This is a genomic window from Streptomyces sp. NPDC024017 (assembly GCF_040638895.1).
In the GTDB taxonomy this organism is placed as follows: Bacteria; Actinomycetota; Actinomycetes; order Streptomycetales; family Streptomycetaceae; genus Streptomyces.
This window is the reverse complement of the sequence record NZ_JBEZYZ010000009.1, coordinates 107,480-132,502: the sequence shown is the minus strand read 5'-3', so window position 1 is coordinate 132,502 and position 25,023 is coordinate 107,480. Positions and strand designations below refer to the sequence as shown.

At 72.0% G+C, this 25,023-nt stretch carries 23 protein-coding genes and 1 pseudogene; 11 read left to right on the top strand and 13 right to left on the bottom strand.

All coding sequences use genetic code 11. The features are described 5' to 3' along the window. Positions 1-182: 182 nt before the first annotated feature. Positions 183-1,373 (top strand): CaiB/BaiF CoA-transferase family protein, encoded by a 1,191-nt coding sequence (locus tag AB0G20_RS24880; protein ID WP_361306098.1) that lies wholly within the window; start codon positions 183-185, stop codon positions 1,371-1,373. A gap of 22 nt (positions 1,374-1,395) precedes the next feature. Here AB0G20_RS24880 and AB0G20_RS24875 read toward each other — a convergent pair whose 3' ends face one another. The 3 genes from AB0G20_RS24875 to AB0G20_RS24865 all read right to left on the bottom strand — a co-directional run bounded on the left by AB0G20_RS24875 (position 1,396) and on the right by AB0G20_RS24865 (position 3,866). Beyond that, a complete protein-coding gene (locus tag AB0G20_RS24875; RefSeq protein WP_361306096.1) occupies positions 1,396-2,376 on the bottom strand; it encodes a TerC family protein in 981 nt (326 codons plus the stop codon). An 84-nt stretch (positions 2,377-2,460) separates the two neighbouring features. Beyond that, positions 2,461-3,105 carry a phosphoribosyltransferase family protein gene (locus AB0G20_RS24870; protein ID WP_361306094.1) on the bottom strand — a complete coding sequence of 215 codons (645 nt, stop codon included), beginning with the start codon at positions 3,103-3,105 and terminating at the stop codon, positions 2,461-2,463. Positions 3,106-3,206: 101 nt separating this feature from the next. Continuing rightward, positions 3,207-3,866 carry an alpha/beta family hydrolase gene (locus tag AB0G20_RS24865; RefSeq protein WP_361306092.1) on the bottom strand — a complete coding sequence of 220 codons (660 nt, stop codon included), beginning with the start codon at positions 3,864-3,866 and terminating at the stop codon, positions 3,207-3,209. Between the two features lie 118 nt (positions 3,867-3,984). Here AB0G20_RS24865 and AB0G20_RS24860 point away from each other — a divergent pair, with 118 nt between their 5' ends. Genes AB0G20_RS24860 through AB0G20_RS24845 form a run of 4 tightly spaced genes read left to right on the top strand, consistent with a single transcriptional unit; the run spans position 3,985 to position 7,221 of the window. Next, a complete protein-coding gene (locus AB0G20_RS24860) occupies positions 3,985-4,965 on the top strand; it encodes a DJ-1/PfpI family protein (RefSeq protein ID WP_361306090.1) in 981 nt (326 codons plus the stop codon). A gap of 5 nt (positions 4,966-4,970) precedes the next feature. Then, the gene (locus AB0G20_RS24855) at positions 4,971-5,573 is read left to right on the top strand and encodes a DJ-1/PfpI family protein (protein ID WP_361306088.1); all 603 of its coding nucleotides are present in this window, start codon (positions 4,971-4,973) and stop codon (positions 5,571-5,573) included. Positions 5,574-5,628: 55 nt separating this feature from the next. Beyond that, positions 5,629-6,084: an archease gene (locus AB0G20_RS24850; protein WP_361306086.1), complete on the top strand. Its 456-nt coding sequence runs from the start codon at positions 5,629-5,631 to the stop codon at positions 6,082-6,084. Between the two features lie 33 nt (positions 6,085-6,117). Beyond that, positions 6,118-7,221, top strand: a complete 1,104-nt coding sequence (locus AB0G20_RS24845) for a CapA family protein (protein WP_361306084.1) — start codon at positions 6,118-6,120, stop codon at positions 7,219-7,221. Between the two features lie 19 nt (positions 7,222-7,240). Here AB0G20_RS24845 and AB0G20_RS24840 read toward each other — a convergent pair whose 3' ends face one another. Then, entirely contained in the window at positions 7,241-8,260 is a 1,020-nt protein-coding gene (locus AB0G20_RS24840) for a sigma-70 family RNA polymerase sigma factor (protein WP_361306082.1), read from the bottom strand. Between the two features lie 107 nt (positions 8,261-8,367). Between AB0G20_RS24840 and AB0G20_RS24835 the strand changes: the two genes are divergently transcribed. Continuing rightward, positions 8,368-8,820, top strand: coding sequence for a YbhB/YbcL family Raf kinase inhibitor-like protein (locus AB0G20_RS24835; RefSeq protein WP_361306080.1), 453 nt, complete (start codon positions 8,368-8,370; stop codon positions 8,818-8,820). Between the two features lie 142 nt (positions 8,821-8,962). Next, positions 8,963-10,222, top strand: coding sequence for an MFS transporter (locus tag AB0G20_RS24830; protein ID WP_361306078.1), 1,260 nt, complete (start codon positions 8,963-8,965; stop codon positions 10,220-10,222). A gap of 74 nt (positions 10,223-10,296) precedes the next feature. On the opposite strand, the gene AB0G20_RS24825 is transcribed toward AB0G20_RS24830, so the two are convergent. Continuing rightward, on the bottom strand, positions 10,297-10,725 hold the full coding sequence (locus AB0G20_RS24825; protein WP_361306076.1) for a VOC family protein: 429 nt from the start codon (positions 10,723-10,725) through the stop codon (positions 10,297-10,299). Positions 10,726-11,047: 322 nt separating this feature from the next. Between AB0G20_RS24825 and AB0G20_RS24820 the strand changes: the two genes are divergently transcribed. Continuing rightward, positions 11,048-11,425, top strand: a complete 378-nt coding sequence (locus AB0G20_RS24820; protein ID WP_361306074.1) for a peptidase M23 — start codon at positions 11,048-11,050, stop codon at positions 11,423-11,425. A 233-nt stretch (positions 11,426-11,658) separates the two neighbouring features. Beyond that, complete coding sequence (locus AB0G20_RS24815; protein ID WP_361306072.1) at positions 11,659-12,840, top strand: hypothetical protein; 1,182 nt, start codon at positions 11,659-11,661, stop codon at positions 12,838-12,840. A gap of 72 nt (positions 12,841-12,912) precedes the next feature. Here AB0G20_RS24815 and AB0G20_RS24810 read toward each other — a convergent pair whose 3' ends face one another. The 4 genes and pseudogenes from AB0G20_RS24810 to AB0G20_RS24795 form a co-directional block, all read right to left on the bottom strand. Beyond that, entirely contained in the window at positions 12,913-14,466 is a 1,554-nt protein-coding gene (locus tag AB0G20_RS24810) for a serine/threonine-protein kinase (RefSeq protein ID WP_361306070.1), read from the bottom strand. Continuing rightward, the gene (locus AB0G20_RS24805; RefSeq protein WP_361306068.1) at positions 14,463-15,260 is read right to left on the bottom strand and encodes a serine/threonine protein kinase; all 798 of its coding nucleotides are present in this window, start codon (positions 15,258-15,260) and stop codon (positions 14,463-14,465) included. The genes AB0G20_RS24810 and AB0G20_RS24805 overlap by 4 nt, the downstream gene beginning before the upstream one ends. Before the next feature lie 87 nt (positions 15,261-15,347). Next, a pseudogene (locus tag AB0G20_RS24800) lies at positions 15,348-15,964 on the bottom strand (class I SAM-dependent methyltransferase). A 7-nt stretch (positions 15,965-15,971) separates the two neighbouring features. Beyond that, positions 15,972-16,907, bottom strand: coding sequence for a hypothetical protein (locus AB0G20_RS24795; RefSeq protein WP_361306066.1), 936 nt, complete (start codon positions 16,905-16,907; stop codon positions 15,972-15,974). A gap of 347 nt (positions 16,908-17,254) precedes the next feature. On the opposite strand from AB0G20_RS24795, the gene AB0G20_RS24790 reads away from it, so the two are divergent. Both AB0G20_RS24790 and AB0G20_RS24785 read left to right on the top strand, forming a co-directional pair. Next, the gene (locus tag AB0G20_RS24790; RefSeq protein ID WP_361306064.1) at positions 17,255-17,704 is read left to right on the top strand and encodes a spore-associated protein; all 450 of its coding nucleotides are present in this window, start codon (positions 17,255-17,257) and stop codon (positions 17,702-17,704) included. Between the two features lie 199 nt (positions 17,705-17,903). After that, positions 17,904-19,670 (top strand): FAD-dependent oxidoreductase, encoded by a 1,767-nt coding sequence (locus AB0G20_RS24785; protein ID WP_361306062.1) that lies wholly within the window; start codon positions 17,904-17,906, stop codon positions 19,668-19,670. Between the two features lie 80 nt (positions 19,671-19,750). On the opposite strand, the gene AB0G20_RS24780 is transcribed toward AB0G20_RS24785, so the two are convergent. The 4 genes from AB0G20_RS24780 to AB0G20_RS24765 form a co-directional block, all read right to left on the bottom strand. Then, positions 19,751-20,815 carry a zinc-binding dehydrogenase gene (locus AB0G20_RS24780; RefSeq protein ID WP_361306060.1) on the bottom strand — a complete coding sequence of 355 codons (1,065 nt, stop codon included), beginning with the start codon at positions 20,813-20,815 and terminating at the stop codon, positions 19,751-19,753. 391 nt (positions 20,816-21,206) lie between these two features. Beyond that, on the bottom strand, positions 21,207-22,337 hold the full coding sequence (locus tag AB0G20_RS24775) for a HAMP domain-containing sensor histidine kinase (RefSeq protein ID WP_361306058.1): 1,131 nt from the start codon (positions 22,335-22,337) through the stop codon (positions 21,207-21,209). Between the two features lie 23 nt (positions 22,338-22,360). Next, on the bottom strand, positions 22,361-23,065 hold the full coding sequence (locus AB0G20_RS24770; RefSeq protein WP_361306056.1) for a response regulator transcription factor: 705 nt from the start codon (positions 23,063-23,065) through the stop codon (positions 22,361-22,363). A gap of 354 nt (positions 23,066-23,419) precedes the next feature. Beyond that, the gene (locus tag AB0G20_RS24765) at positions 23,420-24,508 is read right to left on the bottom strand and encodes an amidohydrolase family protein (RefSeq protein ID WP_361306054.1); all 1,089 of its coding nucleotides are present in this window, start codon (positions 24,506-24,508) and stop codon (positions 23,420-23,422) included. Between the last annotated feature and the right edge of the window lie 515 nt (positions 24,509-25,023).

Below are 25,023 nucleotides of genomic sequence, written 5' to 3'. Positions count from 1 at the left end.
GTGCCCGCCGCACGCCGGCCCTGCGCTGCGTCGCGCCGCCGAAAGCCGCACCCCACCGGCGCCGCCGCCCGCGAAACCACCGACCGGCGTGATCCGGATCGCGTCGGCGGCCCGCCCCTGTGGCCTCCCCCTGCGGCAGACTGTCCGAGCGCCCTCCGTACCACGATTCAGGAGCTTGAGGCATGAGCGTGCAGCGGTATCCCCTGGCCGGGGTCACGGTGGTCAGCCTGGAGCAGGCCGTGGCCGCGCCCTACGCCACACGGCAGCTCGCCGACCTCGGAGCCCGGGTGATCAAGGTGGAGCGGCCGGGCGGCGGCGACTTCGCCCGCCGGTACGACACGACCGTGCACGGTCATTCCAGCTACTTCGTCTGGCTCAACCGCTCCAAGGAATCCCTCACGCTGGATCTGAAGGACCCCCGGGGCCACGAGATCCTGCACGACCTCCTCGACGGCGCCGACGTCTTCGTGCAGAACCTCGCCCCGGGCGCCGCCGCCCGGCTCGGTCTGGACGCCGCGACCGTCACCGGCCGCCGCCCGAACCTGATCCCGTGCACGATATCCGGCTGGGGCACCACCGGCCCCTGGGCCGACCGCAAGGCCTACGACCTGCTCGTGCAGTGCCAGACCGGGCTGGTGTCACTGACCGGAACCCCCGAGGGGACCGCCCGGACCGGGATCTCCGTCGCCGACATCGCCGCCGGGATGTACGCCTACAGCGGCGTCCTCACCGCCCTGTACACCCGCGCCACCACCGGCGAGGCCCACCCCGTGGAGGTGTCACTGTTCGAGGCGCTCGCGGAGTGGATGGGCCAGCCCGCCTACTACACCCGGTACGGCGGCGCGCAGCCCCCGCGCCTGGGCACCCAGCACGCGACCATCGCGCCGTACGGGACGTACACCGCCGCCGACGGCAAGGAGGTGCTGTTCTCCATCCAGAACGAGCGGGAATGGGTGGCCCTGTGCGCCGAGTTCCTCGGCCGTCCGGAGCTGGTCGACGATCCGCGCTTCGCCACGGGCTCCGACCGTGTCGCCCACCGCGAGGAGCTCAACACCGTCGTCGCCGAGCGTTTCGCCCGCTCCGGCTCGGACGAGATCCTCAAGGACCTGGAGCGCATCGGCATCGCCTGCGCCGGGGTCAACGACGTCGCCGCCTTCCTGGACCACCCCGTGCTCGCCGCCCGTGGCCGCTGGAGCGAGGTCGAGGTGCCGGGCGCCACCGTGGAGGCCCTGCTGCCGCCCGCCGACCTCGCGGGCCTGTCCGCGCGCATGGACCCCGTGCCGGCGGTGGGCGAGCACACCGAGGCGATCCTCACCGAACTGGGCCGCACCGCCGAGGAGGTGGCGGCCCTGCGCGCGGACGGCGTCGTCTGACGGCGGATCCTCCCCCGGCTGCCTAGCGGGACTCCGCGCCGGGCTGTGCCGCCGCCTCGGTCTCCTGCTTCTTCGACGCCCGCAGGCTCGTGAACGTCGTCACCGCCAGGACGAGCACGATGAAGCCCAGGGAGAAGGGGATGCCGATCTCGGGGACGTGCACGCCCGACTCGTGCAGCGCGTGCAGCACCAGCTTCACGCCGATGAAGCCGAGGATGATCGACAGGCCGTAGGAGAGGTGGACCAGCTTCTTCAGCAGGCCGCCGATGAGGAAGTACAGCTGGCGCAGACCCATCAGGGCGAACGCGTTGGCCGTGAAGACGATGTACGGGTCCTGCGTCAGCCCGTAGATGGCCGGGATGGAGTCGAGGGCGAACAGCACATCGGTGGAGCCGATCGCGAGCATCACGACCAGCATCGGCGTCATGATGCGCTTGCCGTTCTCGGTGATGAACAGCTTGGTGCCGTGATAGCGGTCGGCCACGCCGAAGCGCTGCTCCGCCATCTTCAGCAGCTTGTTCTCCTGGTACTCCTCCTCGTGGTCCTGGGTGCGGGCGTCCTGGACCAGCTTCCAGGCGGTCCAGATCAGGAAGGCGCCGAAGAGGTAGAAGACCCAGGAGAAGGTGGAGATGATCGCCGCGCCGGCCGCGATGAACACGGCCCGCAGCACCAGGGCCATCAGGACGCCGACCATCAGCACCCGCTGCTGGTACTGCGACGGCACCGCGAACTTCCCCATGATCAGGACGAAGACGAAGAGGTTGTCGACGCTGAGCGACTTCTCGGTGATGTACCCGGCGAAGAACTCGCCCGTGGGCCCGCTCCCACCGAAGTACCACAGCCCCACCCCGAACAGCACGGCCAGGACGATCCACGCCACCGTCCAGGTCCCGGCTTCTCTGATGGACACGTCGTGCGGCTTGCGGCCGACGAAGAAGTCGACGGCGACGAGCACGCACAGGGCTGCCACGGTCAGCAGCCACACGGACAGCGAGACGTTCACTTGTTGCTCCTGTTGCAGGTGTGGGGAAGGGACATCGTTGTCCGGTGGGCTTATTTCCGCCATACCTGCCAGGTGAACAATGGGTCAAAGCTGTACCTGGAGCGCCTCCAGGACGTCCTGGTCCGTCAGCTGGTCGAAGTTCTCGTACCACAGGCCCACGGCCATGAACGCGGCCGGGCAGTGCAGACAGATCACCTCGTCGGCCTCGGCGCGCATCAGCTCGGCCCCCTCCGGGGAGCACACGGGCGCGGCCAGCAGCAGCTTCCCGGGCGCCTGACGGCGTACGGAGCGCAGCGCGGCGCGGGCCGTGGAGCCGGTCGCCAGGCCGTCGTCGACGACGATCACGGTCCGTCCGCGCAGGTCCGGCGCGGGGCGGCCCTGCCGGTACAGCCGCTCGCGGCGCCGCAGTTCGGCGCGCTCCCGCTCGATGACGGGGGCGAGGGCGGCCTCGCCGAGACCGAGGTGGCGCAGGGCGTCCTCGTCGAGGAGCGGCACCTCGTCCCCGGCCATCGCGCCGACGCCGAGCTCCTCCTGGTGGGGCGCCCCGATCTTCCGTACGACGAGCACGTCGAGCGGGGCGTCCAGCGCGGCGGCGACCTCGCGCGCCACGGCGACACCGCCGCGGGGCAGGGCGAGGACGAGGGGATCGGGCAGGGCCCCCTCGCGCTGCCGGGTGCGCAGTGTTTCGGCCAGTTCCTCACCGGCCTGCCGGCGATCACGGAACCGCATGACGGTCACCTCTGCTTCCCGCACGGAGAGGACCCTCGGCCGGTCCGGCTCCCGCGTACCCCCGCACCCGCCGGACGATGCACGCCTCCCGGACCCGGCCCTCATCGGCCGGTGCCGGCCCGCACCTGCTCGTCGCACCACTGGCGGGCCGCCTCGGTGACCTGGTCGAGTGCGCCCGGCTCCTCGAACAGATGGGTGGCGCCGGGCACGACGTGCAGGGTGTGCGGGGCGGGCAGCCGCCGAGCCGCCTCCTCGTTGAGCCGCAGCACGTGCGTGTCCCGGCCGCCCACGATCAGCAGCACCGGGGCCCGTACGGCGTCCAGGGCGTCACCCGCCAGGTCGGGCCGTCCGCCGCGCGAGACGACCGCCCGTACCCGTTCGGGACGCTGCGCGGCGGCGACCAGGGCCGCGCCCGCGCCGGTACTGGCCCCGAAGAGAACGACGGGCAGGTCCGAGGTACCGGGCTCCCGCGCCAGCCAGTCGAGGGCGGCCACCAGCCGGCGGCCCAGCAGGGGGATGTCGAAGCGGAGTTCGGCGGTGACCGCGTCCTGCCGTTCCTCCTCCTCGCTGAGCAGGTCGATCAGCAGGGTGCCGAGCCCGGCGGTGCGCAGGCCCGCGGCGACCTCGCGGTTGCGGGGACTGTGCCGGGAGCTGCCGCTGCCGTGCGCGAACAGCACGACCGCGCGGGCGTCCGGCGGCACGGTCAGGTCGCCGGTGAGGTCCGCGCCGGCCGCGGGCAGGGTGACCGTCCGGGAGATCATCGTCAGCCTCCTCTCCCCTGGTTCCCGTGGTACCCACGCTGCGCCGGACGTCCCATGGCGCGATCTGTGGGGTGCGTGTCGTTGACGCCATGCCGCGGGCCGATGGAGCGTGAGGGGCGTGACCGATCGCCGTATCGTCTTCGTCGTCTTCGACGGCTTCCAGCCGCTCGATCTCACCGGACCGCACGAGGTGTTCCACAGCGCGGGCGAGTACGCCTGTGAGGTCGTGGCGACCCGGGCGGGGCCGGTCCGGTCGGTGAGCGGGCTGGTCATGCATGCCGCCCACGGCGTGGCGGACCTCGACCCGGCCGGGACGGACACCCTCGTGGTGGTCGGTGGCCAGGGCGTGGACCGGGCCCGGGAGGACGAGGCACTCGTCGCCTGGGTCGCCGCCGCGGCGGCCGGTGCCCGGCGGGTGGCCTCGGTGTGCAGCGGGGTGTTCCTGCTGGCGGCGGCGGGGCTGCTGGACGGGCGGCGGGTCACCACGCACTGGGCCCGTGCGGAGCAGCTGGCCCGCGAGCATCCCGAGGCGCGCGTGGACTGCGACCCGATCTTCGTCCGGGACGGGCGGGTGTGGACGTCGGCCGGAGTGACGGCCGGGATGGATCTGGCGCTCGCCCTGGTGGAGGACGACCTCGGCCGGGACGTCGCGCACGAGGTGGCCCGACGGCTGGTGCTGTTCCTGCGCCGTCCGGGCGGCCAGTCGCAGTTCAGCGTGGCGCTGTGGTCGCGGCAGCCGTCGACGGACCCGGTGCGGGCCGCCGTCACCGCGATCCACTGCGACCCGGGCGCCCGGCACGACATCGCCGGCCTCGCCGCGCACGCCGGGCTGAGCCCGCGTCACCTGCAGCGCCGCTTCACCGCCGAACTCGGCGCGCCGCCGGCGGCGTACGTCGAGCGAGTGCGCGTCGAGGCGGCCCGGCGCGCGCTCACGGACGGGGACGAACCGGTCGAGGCCATCGCCCGCCGCTACGGCTTCGCCACCGCCGAGACCTTGCGCCGCACGTTCCACCGCCGGCTCGGTGTCGCGCCGTCGGACTACCGCGCCAGGTTCCGCTCCACCACAGGGCCCCTGGCGGATCCCGCAGAGGAAGGATGAAGCGCATGACGACCTACGGCCTGCTGGTCTTCGAGGACGCCGAGGAGCTCGACTTCGTGGGGCCCTGGGAGGTCTTCACCGTCTCCGCCCGGCTCCGGGACAGCGCCGACACGGCCGTGCTCGTCGCCGAGCACCCCGGGCCCGTGCGGTGCAACAAGGGCCTGCGCGTCCTGCCCGACCACACCCTCGACGACCATCCGCCGCTGGACGTGCTGCATGTACCGGGCGGGCTGGGCGCGCGTGAGGCCCAGCTGCACAACCCGGTGGTGACCGACTGGATCGGCAGGACCGCGGAGCGGGCCGCGTGGGTGCACGGCGTGTGCACCGGCACGTTCCTGCTGCACGCCGCCGGGCCCGCCCGGGGACGCCGGGTGGCCACGCACTGGAGCCAGGAGGACACCTTGGAGGCGCTGGGGGACGTGACCGTGGTCCGGGACGCCCGCTATGTGGTCGACGGCCACCTGGTCACCAGCCAGGGCGTCTCGGCCGGGATCGACAGTGCGTTGTGGCTGGTCGGGCGCCTGCACGGCCGGGAGCACGCGCGGGCGGTACGGCGCCGCATCCAGTACGACCCGGCGCCGCCGTACCTCGCCGACGAGCCCGTCTGATCCACGCACCGGATCCGGGCGGCATGGGCGGGCGAGCCTCGGGCAGGCGATGTAGATGGGCGGCGACACGGGCTACGGCGGGCAAGGGCGGCAGCCGGGCGAGTGCGGGCACCGGGCGGTGCCGCATCCCGGCGACATCCGGATCGAGGCGTGGGCGGCGTGCAGAGAGCATTGTCTGGCCGAGGCCGTCCTGGCGATGGTGGAGTGTTTCGCGGACCTCTCCGGGGTGCGGCCCACCGCCGTGGACCGGGTGCAGCTGGCCGAGGCCAGCGACGACGACCTGCTCGCCTCGCTGCTGGACGAGATCATCTTCCGGCTGGAGGAGTACGGCCAGGTGCCCGTGGACGTGGAGGCGGACGAGGCCGACGGCGGCCTGGACGTGCGGCTGGCGGTCACCGGCATCACGGACGTGGAGATCACGGGGTCGGTCCCGACGGCGGTGGCGTGGAACGAGCTGCGGATCGGGCCGGACCCGTACGGCTGGTCGTGTGCGGTGACGGTCGACGCCTGACCCCGGCGGTGGGAGTACGCCTATCGTGGAGGGATGGGCGGCGGCGTCGTGACGCTGTTCCTGTGCGGTGACGTGATGCTCGGGCGCGGCGTCGACCAGATCCTCGCGCACCCCGGCGATCCGGCACTGCGGGAGGCGTACGTCGCGGACGCCCGGTCCTACGTCCGGCTGGCGGAGTCGGTGCACGGACCGGTGCCCGTGCCCGTGGCCGCGTCGTGGCCGTGGGGTGAGGCGCTGCGGGTGCTGGACGAGGCCGACCCGGACGCCCGGATCGTGAACCTGGAGACGTCGGTGACGCGCGGCGGCACCTTCGCCCCCGGCAAGGAGGTCCACTACCGGATGCACCCGGCGAACCTGCCGGCCCTGGCCGTGGCCCGGCCCGACGTGACCGTCCTCGCCAACAACCACGTCCTGGACTTCGGCCGCCCGGGCCTGCTGGAGACCCTGGAGGCGCTGGCCCTGGCGGGCCTGCGGACGGCGGGCGCGGGACGCGACGCCGAGGAGGCGTACGCACCCGCGGTGGTCCCGCTCCCCGGCGGCCGCCGGCTGCGGGTGTTCGCCCTCGGGGCGCGCTCCAGCGGTATCCCGTCCGGCTGGGCGGCGACGGCGGACCGGCCGGGTGTGGCGTACGTGCCCGACTACTCGCCGGGCGCGGCCGAGGCCGTGCTACGGCGGCTGGGACGGGCCGGTGGCCTCGCCGTGGTGTCCGTGCACTGGGGCTCGAACTGGGGGTATCGCGTCCCCGGGGAGCAGGTCCGCTTCGCGCACGCCCTGATCGACGGTGGTGCCGACGTCGTCCACGGGCACTCCTCACACCATCCCCGCCCGCTGGAGGTGTACCGGGACCGGCTGATCCTCTACGGCTGCGGGGACTTCGTCGACGACTACGAGGGCATCTCCGGATACGAGGAGTACCGCGACGACCTGCGGCTCGCCTTCCTCGTCTCGGTCGCGGCGGACAGCGGACGGCTGGCGGGCCTGCGCATGATGCCGTTCCGGGCGCGGCGGATGCGGCTGGAGCCCGCGTCCGGGGAGGACCGTGCCTGGCTGTGCGACACGCTGGACCGGATCAGCGGTGGGGTGGGGATGCGGCAGGCGGCCGACGGTTCGCTGGTCGTTCCGGCGCCGGCCGCGTGACGTGGGAGGACGTGGGAGGTCAGCCCGCCCAGGCCACCAGCCGTTCGCGGTTGCCCGGCTCCCGCAGCCGGGCGAGCGACTCCTTCTCGAGCCGGCGGACCCGCTCACGGGTCAGTCCGACCCGCCGCGCGACCTCGTTCAGGGTGCGGGTGTGGCCGTCGTGCAGCCCGTAGCGCAGGCTGAGGATCATGGCCTCGCGGGGCGCGAGCGTGCCGACGGCCTCGCGGAGTTCCTCGGCGAGCGCCCGGAACTCGGCCACCTCCGGGGCTTGGAGCACCTCCGTGTCGGGGATGAGGTCGCCGACCACGGTCTCGCCCTTCTCGTCCACCGGCGTGTCCAGGCTGACGGCGTCCCGTCCGACGTGGCGCAGCCAGCCGATCCTGTCCTCGGCGACGCCGCTCTCCCGGGCCACCTCCTCGACGCTCGGCTCACGCTCCAGGTCGAGGCGCAGCCGCCGCTCGACCTTGGCGATCTTCTGCAGCTGCTCCACGACGTGCATCGGCAGCCGGACGGAGCGCGCGTGCGCGGCCAGGCCCCGCTCGATCGCCTGGCGGATCCACCAGGTCGCGTACGTGGAGAACTTGAAGCCCTTGGTGTGGTCGAACTTCTCCACGGCCCGGATCAGCCCCAGGTTCCCCTCCTGGATGACGTCCAGCAGGGGCAGACCGCGGTGGGCGTGCCGCTTGGCCATCGACACCACGAGCCGGAGGTTGGCCCGGACCATGTGGTCCTTGGCCGCCTGCCCGTCGCGGACGGCCGCCTCCAGTTCCCGGCGGTGCTTCGCCGTGAGGTCGCTTCCACCGGCGTCGGCCAGGTCCAGTTCCTCCAGCGCCCGCAGGCCGGTCTGCATCCGCCGGGCCAGCCGCACCTCGTCCTCCGCGGTGAGCAGCGGGGTCGCGGAGATCTGCCCGAGGTACTGGCCGAGAAGGTCCGGTTCCTCGTCGGGCTCGGGGATGCGGCTGCGCAGCCGGGCGGTGCGGGCGGGGGCGCGCCGGTCCTCCCGCGCGCTCGCCGCGGGGTCTTCTGTCAGGGGAGACATCGTCGGGTTCCTCCCTCCCCCGCCTCGTTCCGGCTCGCCCGGGCGGGTACCCGGGGAATCGGCCCCGAACCGTGTGCCCCTGGGCCCTCGGGGGTACCCCGGGGCACATGACCGGCATCGAACTCAGCAGCAACGCGTTCAACGACCACTCCTTCATCGCGCGCCGGTACTCGTACGAGGGACCGAACGTCTCCCCGCCGCTGACCTGGAGCGGTGTACCGGACGACGCGGCCGAACTGGTTCTGCTGTGCGAGGATCCCGACGCCCCGTCGGGCACCTTCGCCCACTGGGTCGTGGTCGGCATCGACCCGCACAGCGACGGCGTCGAGGCCGGGCAGAGCCCGCCGGGCGGCACGGAACTCGTCAACGGCTACGGCCAGCACGGCTGGGGCGGCCCTCATCCCCCGCCGGGGGACGACGCCCACCACTACTTCTTCCGGCTCTACGCCCTGTCCGAACCGTGTGTCCTGCCCGACGCGCCGCGCGCGGAGCAGGTGCACGAGGAGGTCGAGAAGCGCCGCCTCGCGGACGGGACGCTGGTGGGGCTGTACCAGCGCTGAGACTCCACCTCGGACCACCGCGCGCCACAACGGTTGGTTGTGGCGCGGGTGACCGCTGGTTGTTTGCCCGGCCAGCCCCCTGCTCGCTTGGATGACTCCCTGACAACACCGGGTTGTCCACGAGAGCGGGGAGTGCGCCGGGATGGCGGGCAGACGGTCGCTGGGGCGGCGGTTCGGGTGGCTGTGGGGCGCGTACGCGGTCAGCACGGCCGGCACATGGCTCGCGTTCGACGCGTTCGCCCTGATCGCGGTCCTGGCGCTGGACGCCGGGCCGGCGCAGGTGTCGCTGCTGGCCGCGGTGGGACCGGCGGTCGGCGCGGCGGTGTCGGTGCCCCTCGGGCCGTGGGTGGAGATCCGCCGCAAACGGCCGGTGATGATGGCGACGGACCTGGTCCGGTGCGCGGTGCTGCTGAGCATCCCCGTGGCGTTCGCCCTCGGCGGGCTGAGCTTCGGCCAGTTGCTGCTGGTGTCGGTGGCCGTCGCGGCGGCCGACATCACCTTCAACGCGGCGGCCGGGGCGTTCCTGAAGGACCTGCTGCCGCGGCAGGACCTGCTCGTGGCGAGCGGACGGTTCGAGGCGACGACCTGGACCGCCAGCATGGTCGGTCCGCCGCTGGGCGGCGCCGCGATCGGCCTGTTCGGTCCGGTGACGACGGTGGTGGCCGACGCGGTGAGCTATCTGCTCTCGGCGATCGGCATCCGGGCGATCGGCGACGCCGAGAAGCTCCCGCCGCGACCGGGACCCGCGCTGACCCGGGCCGGGGACCTGCTGGAAGGCTGGCGCCACATCCTGGCCGATCCGGCACTGCGCCCGCTGTTCTTCAACACGCTCCTGGCGAACTCCCTGATCATGGCCGCGTCCCCGCCGCTCCTGATCCTGATGGTCGACGACCTGCACTTCGCGCCCTGGCAGTACGCCCTCGCCTTCGCGGTGCCGTGCACCGGCGGCCTGCTCGGCTCCCGCCTGGCCCCACCACTCGTGGCGCGCCACGGCCGGCACCGGGTCCTGCTCGCCGCCGGGACGCTCCGGGCCTGCTGGCCGATCGGGCTGGCCTGCACCGGCCCCGGCGCGTCCGGCCTGGCCCTGGTCATGGTGGTCGAGTTCGGCCTGATCACCTGCTGCGCCGTGTTCAATCCGGTCCTCGCCACACTCCGTCTCGACCGCACCCCGACGGGCCGGGTCACCCGCACCCTGTCCGCCTGGTCGGCCACCGGCAAGGCCGCCACCGCGGCGGCCACCGCCCTCTGGGGCGTACTGGCCGCATGGACGGGCCCCCGCGCGGCCATCGCACTGGCCGGTGCGCTGCTCCTCGTCTCGCCGCTGCTGCTCCCCCGCCGGGATCGCACGGCGGGGGCCGGCCCTGAACGGGCTCCCGTGGCAGCGGAGTCGGACGGCGGCTGACCGCCACCGCCCGCCCACTCGCTCGGTCCGGGGCGGAAGCGGCATCACTCCCGCCCCGGACCGACCGGTACCGGCTAGACCGCCCCGGGCACGTCCTCCGTGACCCCGTTCAACTCCGAGGCCGGATCCGTGCCGTACGGGCGGGTGAGGATCTCCAGGCCGTGGCCCGCCGGGTCGAGGAAGTAGACGCCCCGGCCACCGTCGTTGCGGTTGATGCGGCGGGGGTGGTTGCCGTGCGGGTCGGCCTGGATGGGTACGCGGGCCTTGACGAGACGGGCCAGGGCCGCGTCGAACTCGTCCTCGGAGACGAGGAACGCGTAGTGCTGCATGGGGATGTCGGCGTCGATGGTGAGGAAGTCCAGCGTGACGCCGTTGGCGGTCGTCACCGGAAGGAACACCCCGGTCGGTGCCCCGACCTCCAGTCCCAGGATCTCCGCGAGGAAGTGAGCGGACTTCTCCCGGTCTCGGGACAGGACGATGGTGTGATTGAACTCGACTGACACGGTTGAATGCCTCCACGGGCATCTCCGCGGCGCCTCCATGCCTCACCCGGCCGGTGACCGGCACGCGATGCCGCGCGGTGGATCGTAGACAGGGGCCACGGGAGTCGTCGAGCGGTTTTCGGCCGTGTTCGAGGGCCGCCGGCCGGGCTCTCCCACCTCTGCCGGCCCAGCCGGTCCTGACAATTGTCAGGACCGTGTGGCCGGGGGCGTCCCTACAGTTCTGACGTCGGCAGGCTGCCCGTCCCGGTGCACCGCCGAGGCCGGAACAGGACCACTTCCGACCACACCATTTGCTCGCCTTCGTCCTTCGGGGGACAGACACATGAAGCGACTGATCAGCCGTACCGCCATGGGCCTCGCGGTGACCGCGCTCGCCGTCGGCGGCCTCGCCACCACGGCCCAGGCGGCGCCGGCCGCCGGGGCCAACGGCGGCGACCCGACCCTGACCGACGTCTACATCTGGGCGACCGACGTCAACCTGCGCCAGCAGCCGACCACCGATTCCCCGCGGCTCGCGGTCCGTTCGCAGTGGTGGGCGGACGCCCTGTGCCAGAAGCAGGGCCAGACCGTGCACGACCCGGCCGTCGGCACCAACAACTGGTGGACCGCCGTCATGGAGTTCTCGGGCAGCGACATCGCCTGGGTGAACAACCTGTACATCCGGGGCGGCGAGAAGATCGCCGGGGTTCCGGACTGCTGACGCACCGTCCCCTCCACACGCCTGCGGCGGGCCACCGATCTCCCGGTGGCCCGCCGCAGGCGTGTGGCGTGTGGCGCGGCTCGGACCAGCAGCACTTCAGGGCCATGCCCTCGGCGTACTCGGTGGCCCGGAGCCCTGACATTCGTCAGGACCGCCCGCCCCGCCCCGGCTCCTATCGTGGCGGCGCGGGCCAACGGCCCGTCGGACAACCGGGCGATCCAGGAAGGGCAACCATGCGCATGCTCCTGCGCGGCGCGGCCGCGCTCGCGGCCGTCTTCACGGTCGCGTCACTCACGAGCGGTGCGGCGGCACAACCCCGGGCGGACAAGCCCGCCGGGACCGTCCAGATTTCCGAAGCCGCCCAGATCCCGCCCGGCGTCACCGCCGGCGTGGCCGTCTACGACCGCCAGACAGGCACCTTCACCGAACAGGTCGACGAGAGCGCGCAGTTCCGGTCCGCCTCGGTCGTCAAGCTCCTGCTGGCGCTGGACTTCCTGTGGGACCGCGGGCCCGACTACACCATCCCACCGGCCGACCGCGCCCGGCTGGAGCCGATGCTGCGCGGCAGCGACGACGACGCCGCGAACCACTACTGGTCGACGTACGGCGGCTCGGCGATCATCAAGCGGATGATCGACCGGCCCTCGCTCGGTCTGCGCGACACGGCGCCGCCGCCCGCCGAGTACGCGGGCTTCTGGGGCTACACCGCGCTCTCGGCCCGGGACACGGTGGCGATCTACCGGTACATCCTGGAGAAGGCGCCCGCGCCCGTCCGTGACTTCATCATGGACAACCTGCGCCGCTCCACTCGCTGCTCCGCCACCGACGCCTTCGACCAGCACTTCGGCATCGCCGGGTCGTTCGACCGGCCCTGGGCGGTGAAGCAGGGCTGGGCCGGGAAGTACGCGAAGGGCACATGCGGCTCTCGGACCGCGTCCTCGGGGACTCCGGCGGAGTCGGCCGCCCCGGCTCCCCGCGCCGCCGCGGCCGTGGACCTCACCCGCCCCGCGCTGCACACCACCGGCACGGTCGGCGCGGACGACCGGGCGATCGTGGCCGTGCTGACGCTGCACCCGGTCGGCACGTCATACGGCAAGGCGTACACCGATATCGGCCGGCTGACCCGTTCACTGAACGTGCCGGGGGCGAAGCGGCCCGCCGGGACCTGGTTCGGCACCTGGGGCGAGTTCGTGAACGTCCGCAGGGGGCCGGCCACGGGCGGTGACCGGATGACGCAGCTCCCCGCCGGGGTCGAGGTGCTGGTGGGCTGCCAGACCCGGGGCGAGATGGTCAGTGTGCCGCCGTACACCAACGACTGGTGGGCCTATCTGCCCCAGTACGGCGGCTACATCTCCAACATCTACATCAGTTCGCCGGACAATCGGCTGCCGAACGTCCCGGAGTGCGCCGCGTAGCGGCCGTGCCGGGAACGGGGGACGAGCGGTGGGCGGGGCTGCGGCCCGGCCCACCGCTCGCGTGTGTGCCGCTCAGCGCTCGTACTCGGCGAGGTAGCGCATCACCTTGTCCACGTGCGGCCTGACCCGCTCCGGTACGCCCCGCTCCTCGATGACCGTGCGGTCACTGGTGCGGTAGCCGGCCGCGACGAGCGCGGGCAGGTCCTTCTTCGGCAGCCCGGCCTGCTTGAAGCGCTGGTCGAGCCAGCACACGTACAGGCTCATGGTGGAGATCGCGTCCGGTGGCGACATGTGGTCCTTGTCGCCGTCTCCGTCCCCGTCCACCGCCCAGGCCCGGAACACCGACGGCGTCCACATGGCGATGCCGTACTCCTCGCTCTCCGGGCGGGAGGCCTTCGCGTCGAAGTTGCTCTCCGCTTTGATCAGCGCGGCGAGCAGGGCGGGGGTGATCTCCTCGTCGGTGCAGCGGTGGGCCGCGCGGGCGATGACGGGGCGCAGCGCCTCCGGTACGTCGGAGTTCTCGGGGATCTCACCGGCCGGCGGGCTGGGCGTACCGGTGACGGTGGGGGTGTCGCGGTCGCTGTCGTCGTCCCGGGTGCCGACGCCTCCGCCGAGCAGGGCCGCCCCGGCGACGGCGGCGGCGGTCAGGACGACGAGCCCGGCCGCGGCAGCGGGCACCAGGCGTCTTCGGCGGCGGGGCGGGTCGCCGGTGATGGCCTCGACCCGGGCGGCGATGCCGCGGGCCGTGTGCGGGAGGCGGGCGGCGTGGTCCGGGGCGAGGCAGTCGGCGATCAGCCGGCGCATGTCCTCGTCTAGGCCGGCGTCGAGCCGCAGGGGCGCGGTGCCGCGTGCGTAGGTCTGGGCGGCGAGCGAGCGGGCCCGGGCCGTCGCGCCCGGGAAGGGGTGGAGGCCGCCGGTGTGCACCTGGTGGGCGAGGACGCCGAAGGCCCAGATGTCGGCGGTGGGCCGGACGACGGCGCCCTGGGTGCCGGTGCGCTGGGACCACCACTCGGGCGGCAGGTGGTCGAGGGTTCCGAGCGGGGGCAAGTGCGCGTGGGTGCCGTCGAGTTCGGTGGTCAGGCCGAAGTCCGCCAGCCACACCTGACCGCCCGGGCCCAGCAGGACGTTGGCGGGTTTGAGGTCGCCGTGCACCCATCCGGCGTCGTGCATGTGGGCGAGCCCGGCGGCGACTCCGCGCAGGACACGGTCGGCGTCCGCGATCGGCCCGCCCGTCCCGGCGGCGTCCAGTACGTCCTTCAGGCTGGCCTCGGCCCGGTCCATGACCAGCGCGATCGCGCCGTCCAGGGCGGGCAGTTCCGGTGCCTCGACGGTGCACACCGCGTGGGTGCGGACGAGGTGGGGGTGGTCGGCCTCCGCGCTGAACCGGACCTCGCGCGCCACGAGTTCACCGAGCGCCGCGCGCTGCCCGGGCCCGAGGGCGCCGGTCGGGAGCACCTTCACGGCGACGGGCGTGCCGTCGGCGACCGCACGGGCCTCGTACACCGTCCCCCAGCCGCCGGAGCCGATGACCGCGCCCACTTCCCAGCCCTCGATGCGGAAGCCCTCCGGGAGGCCGGGCGGGCGGGGCGCTTCCAGTTCCTCGTCCCGTTCCTCGGGCGTGGTCATGCGCCGGCCTCCTGCGGGTCGGTGAGGCGGCCGGCACCGCGGGACGGCAGCAGGCCGAGGTGTTCCTCGCGGACCAGGCCGAAGCGCAGGGCGACGGAGGCGAGCCGGGTGCGCTTGGCGCCGGTGCGGCCGCCGTCGGCCGCGGTCGTGGCCTCCTCGCCGAGATCCAGGCGCAGTTTGGCGAAGGCGAGGTAGTCGATGTGGTAGTTGACCGCGGAGCGCGTCAGATCCCGGCAGGACTCCAGCGGCCGCAGCCGCTCCACGATCTGCCCGACGCCGGGCAGTGCCGAGTCGGAGGGGTCGCGCAGCCGGGGTTCGCACAGGGCCACCAGGACGAGGAAGTACTTCGACGTCGGGTCCAGGGCGAAGGGGTGGACGGTCTGTTCGCCGCCGCCCGGCACGGACTGCTCGCCGAGATAGGCGTGCTGGGGTGCGAACACCTTGAACGTGGCGGTGCCGGACAGGGCGGGCAGCACCACGCGGGAGAACTCGAAGGGTACGGGCGCCCCGAGCCGCCCGGGAGCGACGGTGAGGTACTCGCCGGCCCCCTCCAGGTTCTCCACCACGTAGGACACGCTGCGGCTGAAGTTGGACAGCCGCCAGTAGTCCCCCGCGGCTTCCAGTTGCCCGGCGCGGCGGGAGATCCCGGGGTCGGTCAGGACGATGCGGACCCCCGCCCCGCCGCGTCCGAAGTCTGCGATGTCCCCCGGCCCCAGATGGATCAGTTCGGGACTGCCCTTCTCGTCCGCCCCCCACTGGGCGGTACCGGGCAACTGCACGATGATCGTTTCCACGCGGACTCCCCCGCTGATGTCGCCCCCGATTTGGTCGCGAGGATTGTACGGTCGGCTCCCGCATGCCGCGGAGTCGGCGGGGCCGCCTCAGGGGCCGGTTTCCGGGCGTCGTGCGACGAACACGAACTCCCGGCCCGGCCGGTCGGGCAGCGTCGAGTCCGACCTCAGCGTCTGCCCGTCCGCCGCGAACACATAGGTCCACCCGAACGTCACCATCGGTCCGCTCACGTCGAGCAGTTCGACCCAGGTCTCGACGACGCCGACGCCGGGCACGTCCGTCGCGCCGTACGTGGCTTCGCGGTTCCACTCCTCCCAGGCGCGGCGGGCCGGTATCCGCGTCTCGAACACCGGGCGTCCGCCCGGCCGCAGTGCCGCACGGGCCCCGCACAGGGTCCTGCGCCACTCCTGCGGGTCGACGATCTCCTGGGCGGCGTTGCCGGTGATCGTCGCGAGGCCGGCGGCGAGCGGCGGCAGGCTCGTCGCGGCGCCGTGGATCCACCGCACCCGCCCGCCGCCCGGCTTGCCCCGCGCCACGTCCAGGGACGCCGCGGCGGGACGACGCCGACGACCTCGATGCCGCGTTCGGCAAGCGTCGGCGCGAGCACCCCTGTCCCGCAGCCGATGTCGAGGACCTGCCGCGCCTTGCTCTCCTCCGCCATGCGCGGCCACCGGTTTCGGCGGCCGCGTGCCCTCGGTGCAGGCAGTTGCCTCTCAGCCCAGGCAGATGACGAGCAGGCAGAGTTCCTTCGACTTCGAGTCGGAGGGAGGCGTCTCGGGGGAAGTGGTCGCCGCGGGCGGGGGTGTCGAGGGGGACGTCGGCTGCTGTGCGTCCGAGCCGGACCCGGCGGCAGGCGGTGTCGTCGGCTCGGTCGTGTTCGACCCGGACGAACCGGCGTTGCCGGTTGTCGTGCCGACGGTGTCCGTGACGGTCTTCCGCTGGGGCGCGGTCGTCAGCGGCAGCTCGCGGGGCTTGGCGGCCGAGTCCGTCCGCGTGTCCGTCGGCGTGGTGCGGGGGTCGGCGGCCCGGGACCGCTGGTGGCGCGAGGCGCGGTCGGCGTGCGACGGAGTCGTGGGAGTGGCCGCGGAGCGCGGGGTGTCGTCCTGGCCCGACGTCGGTTCGGTGTACGTCGGCGCCTCCCCCGCGGCGCCGCCCATGGTCGTGTCCTCCGGCGTCGCCGCCGCCTGCACTCCGGGCTTCGCGTTCCCGTTCATCGCGGCGACGGTCAGACCGCCTCCGACGAGCGCGACCGCCGTCGCCACCACGGCCCGGCGCTGGTTCTTCTTCCAGCGGGCCATCTGACGGCGCCGGGCTGCCCGCCCCGGCGGCCGGGCTTCGTAGCCCTCGGCCGTGTCGGTGCCGGTCTCCGTGTCCGTGTCCGTGTCCGGGGAGTCGTAGCCGTCGGTCGAGGCGGAGCCGGGGCTCTGCTGTGTACGCGCCGGGGCCTCGTCCCACACGGTCCCGTCGTGCCAGGTGCCGGTGGCGGCCGGGTACTCCCAGGCTGCTCCGCCCGGGGCCATGGCGGGCGCGGGGGCCGGGCCGCCGCGGTCGCCGACGGCGCAGGGGTCGATGTCCGGGGCGTAGGCGCCGCACCCCGGGCAGACCAAGGCGCCGTTGAGGTGCCGACGGCACGAGGAGCAGTAGTCCATGTGTGGTCTTCCCGATCTGGCTGTTCCGGCGGCTCGCCGGCCGCGGCCTGGTCACGTTCGCACGTGGGATCGAGCCGTAACGCTAACGAGACTTTGAAAGGGCGGTGTGCAGTCCGTGTGACACCCCTGCACAGATCCTCTGGATCTCGCGTGTGCCATAAGCGACTCGTGAGTAAAACGGCCGAAGCCTGGGAACGCTCGGGCACCCGCGGCCACGGGGCGCGGCCCCCGCTCGCACTCGCCCTCAACTCCCCCTGTTTTCCTGCGAACTGACGCACAACCCTTTGGATGCCCTGCGGGTCACACCATGCAGGAGCAACCACCTCGAAGAGTTGCAAGGGGGAAATATGCGATTCACCCGTTCCGTTCTGGCCGCGTCGGCCGTGGCGGCACTGTCCGTGGGGACCATGACCGCCCTGGCGTCGCCGGCCTCGGCCGCGCCCAACACCACACCGCAGAAGGTCTGTGGAAGTGGCTACAAGACGGTCAACTCGGCGTCCGTCGGCTCGTTGGGGACCGTCTACCTGACCTACAACTCCTCCAACGGCCAGAACTGCGTCACGACCATCCGCAACAACCCGGGCAAGGCCGTGCCCATGTCCGCCTGGGTCTCCGTCCCGGACACCGAGGAAAGCCACTACGACGAGGGCCTGTTCACGTCGTACGCCGGACCGACGTACGTCTACGGCAAGGGCCACTGCGTCGACTGGGGCGGCAGCATCGCCAACACGTACGTGCAGGTGTACGGCTCCAACTGCGGCTCCCTGAAGGAGCACCGGGTCACCTTCACCCGCTGACCCCCTCCAGCCGGGCCGCCACTTCCCCCGCGGGGGAAGTGGCGGCCCGGTCTCTTGCGCGCCGTCCACACCGGAGCGTGCGCCGTGACCGGTGCCGAGTGATGCGGCATCAAGCCAAAGTTGCGTCGGCCGTCTTCCGGGTTCGTTGCGTCGCCCATATCCTCGTGCGCCGATACGTTACCGACGGTAAGGGGTGGCGATGGGCGGCACGACGCGCAGAACTTTCCTGGGCACCGCCGCGGCCGCCGGCGGTGGCGGGGTCGTCCTCGGCATGCCCCAGCGGGCTTCGGCCGAGAACGGCGCGGCGCCGCAGACCGTGGCCGTACTCGGCGGGGGCGTCGCCGGGCTCACGGCCGCGCACGAACTCGCCGAGCGCGGCTTCCGGGTCACGGTCTACGAACGCAAGGCACTGGGCGGCAAGGCCCGCAGCATGGACGTACCGGACAGCGGCACGGGCGGCCGCCGCCCCCTGCCGGGGGAGCACGGCTTCCGCTTCATCCCCGGCATCTACCACAACCTGCCCGACACCATGCGGCGCATCCCGTTCCCCGGCAACCCGGGCGGTGTCCACGACAACCTCGTCGCTCCCAAGGAGATGCTGTTCGCCCGGTCGGGCGGCCGCGAGGACATCCGGATCCCGCTGCCCTGGCCCGGCAACACCCCGGCCGAACTCACCCCCGACGAGATCCGCCGCGCCCTCACCTCGATCCTGGACACGGCCTTCAACCTCCCCCTCCACGAGGCCCTCTACTTCGCCAACCGCTTCCTTGTCTTCCTCACCAGCTGCGACGAGCGCCGCGACGACACATGGGAGCGGACGCCGTGGTGGGAGTTCGTACGGGCCGGACGGATGTCCTACGACTACCAGCGGATCCTCGCGGTCGGCATCACCCGCAACATCGTGGCCACCAAGGCGGAGGAGGCCAGCACCCGTACGGTCGCCACCCTGCTGGAGGCCTTCGCCTTCAACCTCCTCGGGCGGGGCGCGGACGGACCACTGGACCGGATCCTCAACGCGCCCACCAACGAGGCCTGGATCGATCCCTGGGTGACGTACCTGAAGTCACTCGGGGTCGAGTTCCGCGTCGGCTGGACCGTGCGGGACCTGACCCTGGGCGGGGGTGTGATCACCGGGGCTGTCGTGGAGGACCCGGGCGGCGCACGCCGGACCGTCACCGCCGACCACTACATCTCCGCGATGCCGGTCGAGCACGCCCGCCGCACATGGAACTCCGCCGTACGCGCCGCCGACCCCCAACTGGCCGAGTGCGACCTGCTGGAGACGGACTGGATGACCGGCATACAGTTCTATCTGACCGAACGCACGCCGATCCTGCACGGCCACCTCGACCTCATCGACTCCCCTTGGTCGCTGACCGCGATCGCCCAGGCCCAGCACTGGCCGGGCCACGACTTCCCCGCCGACTTCGGCGACGGTACGGTCGCGGACTGCCTGTCCGTGGACGTCTCCGAGTGGGACCGCCCGGGCATCCTGTACGGCAAGACGGCCAAGCAATGCACCCGTACAGAAGTCGCCCGCGAGGTGTGGGCGCAGTTGAAGGCGGCGCTCAACGACAGCGGCCGCACGGTCCTGAAGGACTCCGTACTGCACTCCTGGTTCCTCGATCCGGCCGTGGACGGACTCGGCACGCCACAGCCTGTCAACGAGGAACAGCTGCTCATCCATCCGGTGGGGACCTTCCACCACCGCCCGCGGTCGGCCACGAAGATCCCCAACTTCTTCCTGGCCGGCGACTACGTGGCGGTGCCCATCGATCTCGCCACCATGGAGGGCGCCAACTCCTCGGCCCGGCAGGCCGTCAACGCCCTGCTGGAGCGCATCGGCTCGACCGCCGAGCGGTGCACCGTGACTCCCCTGTACCGGGCGCCCGAGTTGGAGGCACTCAAGCGGCACGACCGCACCCGTCACCTCCTCCGGCTGCCGAATGTCTTCGACGTCGGCTGAACGCAGTCGAGCATGAAACCAAGTCACTCGGCTTCACCCAACCTGGGGCAGTTCACCCGTTCGACAGGCGGCTTGGGGCGTTAGGGCAGGAGGAGTACTTTGCCGGTCTGCCGGTGGTTTTCGAGGTAGGCGTGGGCTTCGGCGGCTTCTTCCAGGGGGTAGGCGCGGTCGATGATCGGGTGGATCTTCTTGTCTGCCAGCAGTTCCAGGCAGAGTTGCTGGTCGCGCAGGGTGGCGCCGCGGACGCTGGCGATCCTCACCTGCCGGCCGATGAGGGCGAGTGCGTCCAGTTCGAGGCGGGAGCCCTGGCCGGTCGGTGTGCCCAGGACGATGACCGTGCCGCCGAGCCGTGTGCAGAAAAGGGAGAGCTGGAAGAAGGCGTTGCCCCCGACACAGTCCCAGACGGCGTCGGCGCCCAGACCATGCGTCAGCTCCCGCACGTGTGCGGGCAGTCGGGGATCGGTGGAGTGCAGGATGTGGTCGTAGCCGAGCTTGCTGAGAGCTTCGTCGCGGTCCGGCTTGGTGGTGGTGCCGATGACGGTGGCTCCCCTCAGCTTGGCCAGTTGTGCGCAGGCGATGGCCATCCCGCCGCTGGCGCCGGTGACGACCACCGTGTCGCCGGGACCGACGGGTGCCTGCCGCGCGCAGTTGAGGGGTGTGGTGTAGGTCCACATGGTGGCTGCGGCCGTCTCGAAGTCGACGCCGTCGGGGATGGGCAGGATCGCGTCCTGGCGACGCACGACGTACTGGGCGTATCCGCCGAAGACCTGGTGTCCGGGGTAGGCGGTGTCGACGCACAGGTTTTCCAGACCGCGTACGCACAGGGCGCAGTTACGGCACGGCGGGTGCGGGAGCTGCACCGCCCTGTCGCCGAGGTGCCACCGGGTGACGTTCTCGCCGGTGGCGACGATTTCACCGGCCGCGTCCCGGCCGAGCTGGAACGGCAGGGGCCACGGCGGCCGTCCCGGCAGAGGCTGCGGCAGGCTGCCCGCGCGGTAGCGCAGGTCCCAGCTGTTGACGGCCGTGGCGTGCACGCGCATCAAGACGTCGTCGGGGCCGACCTCGGGAATCGGCGCCTCGATGTACTTGAGCACCTCTGGCCCGCCATGTTCGAACAGGCGGACCGCCATCATGGTCTGTTCCACTCTCACGTTCCTTCGGATCATTGCGCGGTTCATCCAGGGCTTCGCGGAGCCGCCTGCGCATCGCCCGCCCTGGTGAGACCGTGAGGGAACGAGCCTCGGCCGTACGGCTCACCGGGGGTGGATCAGTAACTGAGCGGCCCGACGGTCGGCCGCTTGGCCTCGGGGCGGGTGAGCATCAGACGCTCAAGGCAGCCGGTGCTGCGGCGCCGGTCGGCAGTGGGCTGCGGAGCGGACCTGCGAGCAACCCCGCCACCAGCGGGATGAGGAGAGCCTGCATGACCGCCAGGCAACCGCCGCCTCATAAAGCACGTACCACTCGGCGTATGAAGCTCCCATGAAGCCGGCTCTCCACGCTCCCGTTGACGCCCGGGGCCATGACCTTCAGCCGGAGTCAGCGGGAGACCTGAGGCATGCCGTCCTCGGGGGCGGGTTCCTGCGGTAGGCGCAAGGTGAACGTTGCTCCCTTGCCCGGCCCGGAGGATTGCGCGGTGATGTCTCCGCCGTGGGCTCGGGCGATGCCCCGGGCGATGGTCAGGCCGATGCCGCTGCCGCCGGCGGCAGCGGGTCGGCCGGGATGATCAAGGCGTTCGAAGCGGTGGAAGATGCGTTCGAGATCGTGTTCGGCCATGCCGATGCCGTCGTCCATGACGCGGACGACCACATGGTCCGCGGGGGACGGTTCGGTGTGCACGGACAGTGTCACCTGCCCATGCCGATCGCACGCGGCCAGTGCGTTGCCGAGGAGGTTCACCAGGACCTGGGTGATCCGGTCCGGGTCGCAGAGGGCGCCGACGGATGTGCCTGCGTCCACGACGAGGGTCACCATCTGGTCGTCGTACTGGGGGCGCAGTCGCTCGGCCGTCGCCCGCGCCAGCGTGGCCACGTCGGTGGGCCTGCGGTGAAGATCGAAGGCGGCCTCCTCCGACCGGGACAGGCTGGAGAGGTCGCCCGCCAGGCGCTGCAACCGGTGAAGGTCGTCGGCGAGCGAGGCGAACATCGCCTCATCGGGGACGAAGATGCCGTCGGCCATGCCCTCGATCTGGCCGCGCAGGAGGGTGATGGGGGTGCGCATCTCGTGGGCCACCTCGGAGATCAGGCGGGCGCGGCGGCGTTGGGTGTCGGCCAGGGCTGCCGCCAGTGTGTTGACGTCTTCGACCAGCGCTGCCAAGCCCGGCTCGCTGGGGAGTTCAAGGACGTCGTCGTAGTGTCCTTCAGCGAGCCGGCGCGTGGCGGCGCGCACCCTGTCGAGCGGACGCAGCAGAAACCGGGACAGGGCGAGGGACACCGGGAAGGCCGCGGCCACTCCGAACAAGAGGCCGATCTGCAGGACCACGTCAGCTTCGATATCGGCAAACCCGAGCCACACCTCGATCAGCGCGCTGATCGCCGCCATGGCCAGCAGGGCCAGGAGGAGCACCATCACGTGCGAGAGCATCAGCCGGTTGCGCAGCGACAGCCGCTCCTGGATTCGGCGCAGCCGCGCACGGCACCCGTGGCAGCCCGGGATGCCGGAGGGAAGCATGGGCGGGGTGTCCTTCCTGGCCGCTAGGCGGGGCGCCCGACGAACCGGTAGCCGATGGTGCGGACGGTGCCCACGAAGCGGGGCGCGTTCGCGTCGTCGCCCAGCGCGCGCCGCAGCGTGCGGATGTGTACGTCCACGACGCGCTCGTCGCCGAAGAAGTCCTCGCCCCACACCTGGGTGAGCAGTCCGCGCCGGGTGAAGACCCGCCCGGGGGCCCGGGCCATCGCGAACAGCAGATCGAAGTCGAGAGCGGAAAGCTCCACCGTCCGGCCGGTGTCGACGAGGACGGTCCGTGTCTCGGGATCGACCGTCAGTCCGTCGAAGCGCAGCATGTCGTCCTCGTGGTCCGCTTCGGACCGGCTGTCGGTGCGCCGCAGGATGGCGCGCACCCGTAGTGCCAGTTCGCGGGGGCTGAACGGCTTGGTGACGTAGTCGTCGCTGCCGGTGGTGAAACCGATCAGCCGGTCGACCTCCTCGTGCCGGGCGGTGAGCATGATCACCGGGATCTGGCTCGCCTCCCGGATGCGGCGCAGGACCTGGAATCCGTCCAGCCCGGGGAGCATCACATCGAGCACCACGAGGTCCGGCCGGTCACGGGTGACCGCCCGCAGGGCGGACGGCCCGTCCGCGGCTTCGACGACGAGAAACCCGTCTGCCTCCAGATAGCCGCGCACGGTCATGCGGATCTTGGGCTCGTCATCGACGACCAGAACGCGCTGCGTACTCATCGTGCTCGCTTTCCATCGCCGAGTTGAGAAGAGGGAGGGGAGAGACCGTCATGGCCGCGGGGGCGCCGGCGGCATGGAGGCAGAGGACCTCGAATGCGGCAAGCGTACGGTTTCTGTCGTGGCCGTCCCCCTGTGTCCCTCGTCGGCGCAGGGCGGCCGCCAGGCTCCGGCGGACGGCGCAGTGGGACGGGATGTGCACGACGTCGGAACCGATCTCCTTCAGCGGCCGGGCGGCGGGCCGGGGGGCGTCGATTCCCGTCGGTGGCCCCTCCGTCGGCCGCCGGTGACCTTTGCCCAGAGCGCTGCCCGCGCCTCGTCGGCGGGGCAGCGGGCGGCTTGGTGTGCGGTCGCGGCTCAGCGCGAGCCGGCGCGGCGTATACGCGCCCGCAGCTTCGGGAATTGCTCGAGGGCGTTGGTCCGCTCGAGAGCGATCCGCCTGCGCCGGCTGTAGATCTCGTCGACGGTAGGTTCGGGGTCGCCTGTCTTGAGATTCGGCAGGCTGCCCTTGAGGAAGGGCATCGTCTCGACGTTGTCGGCCGCGTAGAGGTGTCGGGTCGCGGGCCAGTCGCTGCCGAACATGATGTGGTCGGCGGGCACCAGCGACGACAGCGGCTGCAACTGCGCGGCGGTGAACGCCTGTGCGTCGTCGAAGAACATCCGCTTGATGTACTTGAGGGGGCCTTCCGGCAGCACCTCGTTGAACGGCGGGAAGGCCGAGTGCCGGGTCGCCAGCCGGTAGGCCAGGAACGGCAGAGCTCCGCCGCTGTGCGTGAAGTGCCAGCGGATGTTCGGGTAGTCCCGCAGGACACCGTTGTAGATCAGGCTGGTCATCGCACGGGTCGCGTCGAAGGTGTACTCGAAGACGTTGTTCCCGGCCGGGATGTCGGGCCCGAAGCAGAGCTTGGGGGCCGGGTTGTTCTCCGGGCCTGTCGGGTGGACGTAGACGTAGGCACCGCGTTCGTTGAGGATCTCGTACAGGGGCGCGAACGCAGGGTCCCCCAGGTAGGTGCCTTTGTAGTTGGTGAGCAGGCAGATGCCGTCGAGATCCAGTTCGCCGAGCGCGCGGTCCACCTCGGCAACCGATCCCTCGATGTCGGGCATCGGGGTGACCGCGAAGATCCCGAACCGGTCACCACGGGTCTGCACGAGCTCGCGGGCGTAGTCGTTGACCGCGCGGGCGGTGGCACGCCGGTCGTCGACCGGACCGAGGGTGATCTGGAGGTCGCCGAACGACAGCACGCTGGCCTGGATCCGGTACTGGTCCATGAAGGCCAGGTGCCGATCGACCGACCAGGGACCGTACGCCCCGGTAATGGCGCCGAGCAGGCCATAGCGCTTCAGGTAGTCGTTGTACACGTCCGGGGAGTAGTGCGCGTGGGTATCGATGCGCCAGTTGCCCTTCGGCAGTCCCGAGCCGGACGGCGCTGCCTCCGGAGTAGCCATGGCAGCCGGCACCGTGGCCGCCGCCCCGACAAGCGCCGCGGCCGAAGCCCCTTCGATCATCCTTCGGCGCGAGATGTTCCGTCGCAGGTTCATGTCCCGTTCCCTCTTCATGCTGTGTGCGAGTCAGGTCGTATGTGTGTGCGTCACTGCGCCGTTGCCAGGCCGGGCACGGCCTGCGCAGGACGGCGATGGTCCGTGCAGGACGGAGATGGTCCGCGCCGTCATGCAGACCGCTGCCTCCACGCGCGGGCGTGCGCGCGGTGCAGACCGATCGCGGAGCGCAAGCGGGTAGCCGCTCCTCTGCCGGGCCAGTTGCCGCCGGCAGATCGATCAGGCGCTCATGCGTGGGAACCCCATGGCGCCGACGTAGCCGCGCCTGCGCGCAGTCGGCTGTGGAGCGGACCCGCGACCGGCGTCACCGGCCCCGCCGGCGCTGCCGCCACGAAGGTCAACAGATCAACGCTGTCCACTGGCGGGACGAGGAGTACGTGCATGACGGCCAGACAACTGCCGCC